The sequence below is a fragment of the Candidatus Thiosymbion oneisti genome (genome assembly GCF_900092655.1).
GTDB classification, from domain to species: Bacteria; Pseudomonadota; Gammaproteobacteria; order Chromatiales; family Chromatiaceae; genus Thiosymbion; species Thiosymbion oneisti.
Map to the genome: position 1 here is coordinate 1 of NZ_FLUY01001549.1, position 5,029 is coordinate 5,029.

A 5,029-nucleotide genomic window follows, 5' to 3' on the forward strand; every position below is an offset into this window, starting at 1 on the left:
GACCCAACCGAACACCGAAGCACGCGCCTAACCCGACCTACCACGACCAGCGGCCGGCAGCTAACTTAATGGCATTGCTCTGGCGGCTTTGCCCAACCTACGAGCTTCGCCTCTCTCCCGCCGGGAGAGGGCCAGGGTGAGGGGATCCAAAAAGAAACCGGGAGTAGTCGATGAACCGCTCCACGCTGCCATTTAAGAATTTACCACTACCAATGTATTAGTTTTTAGACAGCCTCTTAACGCAACCCGAGGTTAGACGCTGGGATCCGTTTTAACCAAACGGCTTCTTAGCCGCAAATGAACGCAAATGGATCAAGAACCGTCGATAATGGTGAGCCGATTACGACCGCTTGGCGTTTATTGCGGCAAAAAAACGATTTCCATGTTATCGATACTTGGGTACGGCTGTACTAATGGTGTCGATCCCCATCCGATCGAGGAGCGTCTTTAAGCGCTGGTCCATGGAGAGGAGGGCGCCCCCGGTGCGTCTGGCCAGGACGGCGTAGAGCAGATCGTAGACGGGGTGCCGATATCGTACCGCTTCCGTGAGGGCCTCTGTTGCAAGCTCCCGATCGGGGGTGAAGTCATCGATCAGGTTGATGGCCTCTTCGTACCGCCCGAGTGCTGTCTCCGCCTCCAGGCTGCCGGCCTTCACATACTTCCACAAGGCGTTGGCTACCTCGCTCGCATAGAGGCTCGGTGCGATCACCACCGTCGCTGCCGAGACGGGCTCAAGCAACTTGTCCGCGGCCTCGGCGCGCATTACCAGTCGCACCGCGGCGGAGGCATCCAGCACTAAACGCATCCTCCAGTACCCCGTTTCGCCTTATTTTACAGTCTCAGAGCCCCTCCAAACGCGCCACGGCTAGGCACAGCGCGCAGGGAATAGCTCGCTCTATTGCCAAACGCTGTAACGCCGCCTTGGTGCGTTTGGGGGGCTCCCTTCAGACGCGGCGAGAAGCAGCCAGCTGCGTTGTTGCGCGAGCTTGAAAGAGGACTTGCTATTACGTGGGTTGATGCGGTTCGCTGCGGGTATCCATCGATGCGGTTCGCGCCTCCTCGTGGTGCCATCCTGTAAGACCTACCGCGCTCACCGCATCCTACGGCCCTGACCGCTTCGCCCCCGCTCCCGCCGGGAGAGGGAGTGCAGCTTGTGGCGTGCCCAACCCACTGCTATTGGCGATGTTCCCATTTAAACCTTAACCACTACCCGAAAAATAAGGCAAAACGGGGTACTAACGCTCTCGGTCCTCGCGCACCAGCGTCTCGGGCGCAGGGCTCAGAGACTCGTCGGGTTGCCGCAAGGTAGCGCGAATGCGGGCGATCACCGCCTTGCGACGCTCACCGGCGGTCAGTGCCGGAATGCGCCGCAGCTCGACCACTGCCTGTTGGACCAGGCTGCGGTGTTCCTGGCGGGCTCGGAAGGTGAGGGCCTGGTACAGATCATTGGGCATATCACGGATTTGCAGCGAGGGCATGGCATCATGTTCCCTTGGTTGCATCAAAACACATGCGTCATGATGATACACTATTTCCGTGCGTCTAGCCACACCAGCCACCTGGTCAGCAAGGCATCAGGTGTCCTCACCCTGGAGCCGCTGGTGGGCCTGTCGGTCCAGCTCTTCCCAGCTTAAGGAAGCGGTAACCGCCTGTTGGCCGCGTCGGTGCACCAGGACCGCCGAGCGCGTGTGCATTCGCAGCAGCCGCATCTCCTTGTTGGGGGTGATGAACAGCGGATGCAGACCGAACTGGCGCAGCGCTTCGATGATGCGGGCCGCCACCGCCTGGGAGCTCTTGGAGAAGGCCTCGTCCAACACCACAGTGCCGAACAGGGGCCGGCCCAGGTCGTCGGGACAGAGGGCGTAGCTCAAGGAAGCGGTCAGAATATAGCTGGCGATGATCTCCTTCTCGCCGCCGCTGCCGCCCTGGGAACCGGTACGGGTCTCGATGACGTGCCGACCATCGCGCTCGATGATCTTGACGAAGAACTGCAGACGATAGCGCGGGTCCAACAAGGCCCGCGCGCCGGCGGTCTTGCGGCGTTCCACCGCATCCCGCAGCTGCCGCACCAGCTCGACCAGAGCGCGATAGTGGGATTCGCCCTGGTCGTCCTGGAGTGCGGCGCTCCGGAGTACCTTCTGCGCCCGGTAGACATCGGTCAACGCTTGATGGATCACCTTGCGCGGCTCCAGATGCAGGTAACGTCCGGGCTGGAAATCGACCTGGATCAGGGTCTCGTTGAGTCCGGCAATGCGCTCCTCGATGATGGATACCTCGTTGTCGATGTGGGCCAACAGCTGGGTAACGCCCTCGTCGGAGGATTTGTTCAGATAGCCGAGGAACCGATCCAGTTTCTCGGGCAGCGCCTCCTTGGTCAAGACCTCGAGCCGTTGCAGATAATTAGGGACGTCACGGAGCTCGGTCCCGACCTCGGCCAAGGCCCCCGTATCCTCCCGTTGGGCCTGGTTCATCAGGCGGATCAGCTTGTTCTCCGAGCCGGCCAAGCCGGTGCCGGCGGTCTCGAACTCCCGCTGCAGCCTGGTCGCGGCCTCCCGCTCCAGGTCGTCCAGGCGTTCGATGGCCTCGGCATCGGGTCGTTTCAGGTAACCGTCACCCAGGGCCGTCTGTTCATCGTTCAGACCGCTGCCACGCCGGTTACGCGCCGAGCTCAGTCGCTCGTCCGCACGCGCCAGGTTGGCCTTCAGACTTCCGATGGTCTCGCGCTGCGTCCGGAGCTCCCCGCGCTGCCGTTGCAGCCTCTGCCTGGCCTGCTCCCAGGCCTGTCGGGCACGGAAGGTCTCGGATTCCGGGTCCTGTAGGGCCCGCAGCTGGGCCTGCAGCCGCTCCAGCTCGGCCCGTGCGGACTCGATGTCAATCGCAGCGAAGTCCAGCTCATCGAGCCGTTCCAGCAGCACCAACTGCTGCCGGAGGGTCTCGTGTTCCTGCTTGGCCCGGTCGAAGGCCGCCGCTTGAATACGGACCTGATCCCGCGCCTGCTCCAATTCACCTGCGAGCTGCCGTACCCGGTCCCGGTTGTCGAAGCCGGTCATCCAGCCCTGGTCCAGCGCCCGCTGGTCCTGCTTGTCGAAGCGACCCCGCCGGCCCGAAATGGTCCCCTGCATGGTCAAGGCGTGGGCGGTCCGTTGCAACTGGTCGGTGTCCGCCACACAGTGCAGATCATGCTCGGCCAGGAAGCCTTTCAGGGCCTCACACAACGGGTGCCCGGCGAAGTTGAGCTTGTGCGTGAAGCCGTCGTCGAAGAAGCGCGCCGGCCCTCGGTGCTGAGCCGCATCCAGCAGACGCACGTGGAGCCGGTTGTGGCGCTGGTTCACCCAGGCGAGCGCTGCGGCCATCCGCTCACCGGGTACGATCAACCGCAGACGTTGGCCCCCCAAGGCGCGCTCGATGGCTCCCCGCCAGGTCTGCTCCTCCGGCTTTACCTCCACCAACTCGGCGACATAGGCCAAGTCACCGACCGGGACTCCCAGGGCCGCGGCCAGGTCGCGTTTGAAGCCCAGATAATTGCCCGGCAAATTGGAATGGGCATGCTCCTTGGCCTGGTCCAACTCCTGTTCCAGGGTCCGGACGGCGTTGCGGGCGTTGAGTGCTGCGCCGGATTGCTCGTCGCGGTGTTGCTCCAGCTGTTCGAGCAGGGGCCCTTGCTCGGCGCGCATCCGTCGGGCACGCTCCTGGTTGCGATGCAAGGTGCCCGCGCTGAGCTCGGGGTCCAGGCCCTGCCCGGCAATCAGTCGCTGGTAGTCGGCGACCGTGTTTTCACAGAGTTGGACGATGCCCTGCTGGTTGGCGATGAGCCGTTCGATCTGCTCGAGGTTGCCCCCGCCGGCCTCGATGTAGATGCGGTGCAGATCGTCCTCCTGATCCTGCAACCGCTGTTCCTCTTGCTCCAACTCCAGCGTGCGGTCCTGCAGCGCAGTGATCTCGGTGCTGATCGCTGCGTGTCGCTGCTGCCACAAGCGGCAGGCGTGGGTAGCAAACCAGACAGGCAGGATGCGTTGCAGATCCGAGAGCCGCTCGACCTCGGCGACCTTGCGTCGGCGTGTTCGCTCCTCGGTCTCGATGGGCAGCAGAGACCGCTGCTGACTGCGGGCGATCTCCAGCTCGCGGTGAATATCCGTGAGCACATCGAAGCCGGCGACCACCTCCTCGGCGCGTTTGTAGGCGGATTTGTCTTCGAGTACCAACTCCCGGAAGAGCTGGTCCACGCTGTTGAGCTGCTTGAGACCGGCCGCCCGGTTGAGCAGGGCAAAGGCGTTCCTGCCGACCTCGAAGAAGCGTTGGATCTGGGCCAGATAGGCCGATTTGGTGTCGTGGGGCGAGCTGCCCTGATCGCGTAGGAACTGCTTCAGGGCCCGCGCACCGCCTGCACGCAGCACCGGCAGCCAATCGCCGACCCCGAGCGCACCGTCGCGGCTGAACAGCCACAATCGCCTCAGGTCGTGCATGGCCGAGCTGGTCCCATCCAGCCACAGGAGGGCACCCAGGGTAACCGGCTGCCGGCCATCCCCGAAGCGTGCACTCAAGGCGGTGACAGTCGCCCCCTGACGGGCGATATGGGCATTGTCGCCGCTCTCGTTGCCCTCGCCCGATACACCGCGGATGTAAGACATCAAATCGCGGTCGCTCTCGTGGCCGCCGGTGGAGGCCAGGTTATACAGAGGACGCTCGGCGATCAGGGTCATCAGGGCATCCACCAGCGTAGTCTTACCGCTGCCGGTCTGACCGATGACGGCAGTGCCCTGGGGGTCGATCCGGATGCGATGCAGGCCGTTGAAGGGACCCCAGTTGAAGACCTCCAGCTGTTCGATGACATAGGACCGGGTGGCCTCGGGGTCCGTGCCGAACAGGTCGCCGACCGCGCCGCCGACAGCCGGATCGGCGTCACTATCGAAGGCAAGGGCCGATTGCTTCATGGATCCTAATCGTTGGACTCCTAGGGGGCGTTCTCAATTAACAGATTTTCTCTCGTTCCCACGCGCCGCGTGGGAACGCGGAAGCTCCGCGCCGCGGA

The 5,029-nt window shown here is 63.4% G+C and carries 3 protein-coding genes; all 3 read right to left on the minus strand.

Annotated features, from left to right (window positions below; translation table 11 throughout):
- Positions 1–385: 385 nt before the first annotated feature.
- Entirely contained in the window at positions 386–805 is a 420-nt protein-coding gene (locus BQ17_RS15690; protein WP_089728633.1) for a type II toxin-antitoxin system VapC family toxin, read from the minus strand.
- Between the two features lie 430 nt (positions 806–1,235).
- Positions 1,236–1,478: a hypothetical protein gene (locus BQ17_RS15695; protein WP_218068305.1), complete on the minus strand. Its 243-nt coding sequence runs from the start codon at positions 1,476–1,478 to the stop codon at positions 1,236–1,238.
- 96 nt (positions 1,479–1,574) lie between these two features.
- A complete protein-coding gene (locus tag BQ17_RS15700; protein WP_089728637.1) occupies positions 1,575–4,931 on the minus strand; it encodes an ATP-binding protein in 3,357 nt (1,118 codons plus the stop codon).
- Between the last annotated feature and the right edge of the window lie 98 nt (positions 4,932–5,029).

Bases quoted from the DNA above. Each gene is read 5' to 3' on its own strand.
- BQ17_RS15700 (WP_089728637.1), bottom strand. From the start codon at position 4,931: ATGAAGCAATCGGCCCTTGCCTTCGATAGTGACGCCGATCCGGCTGTC.
- BQ17_RS15690 (WP_089728633.1), bottom strand. From the start codon at position 805: ATGCGTTTAGTGCTGGATGCCTCCGCCGCGGTGCGACTGGTAATGCGC.
- BQ17_RS15695 (WP_218068305.1), bottom strand. From the start codon at position 1,478: ATGCCCTCGCTGCAAATCCGTGATATGCCCAATGATCTGTACCAGGCC.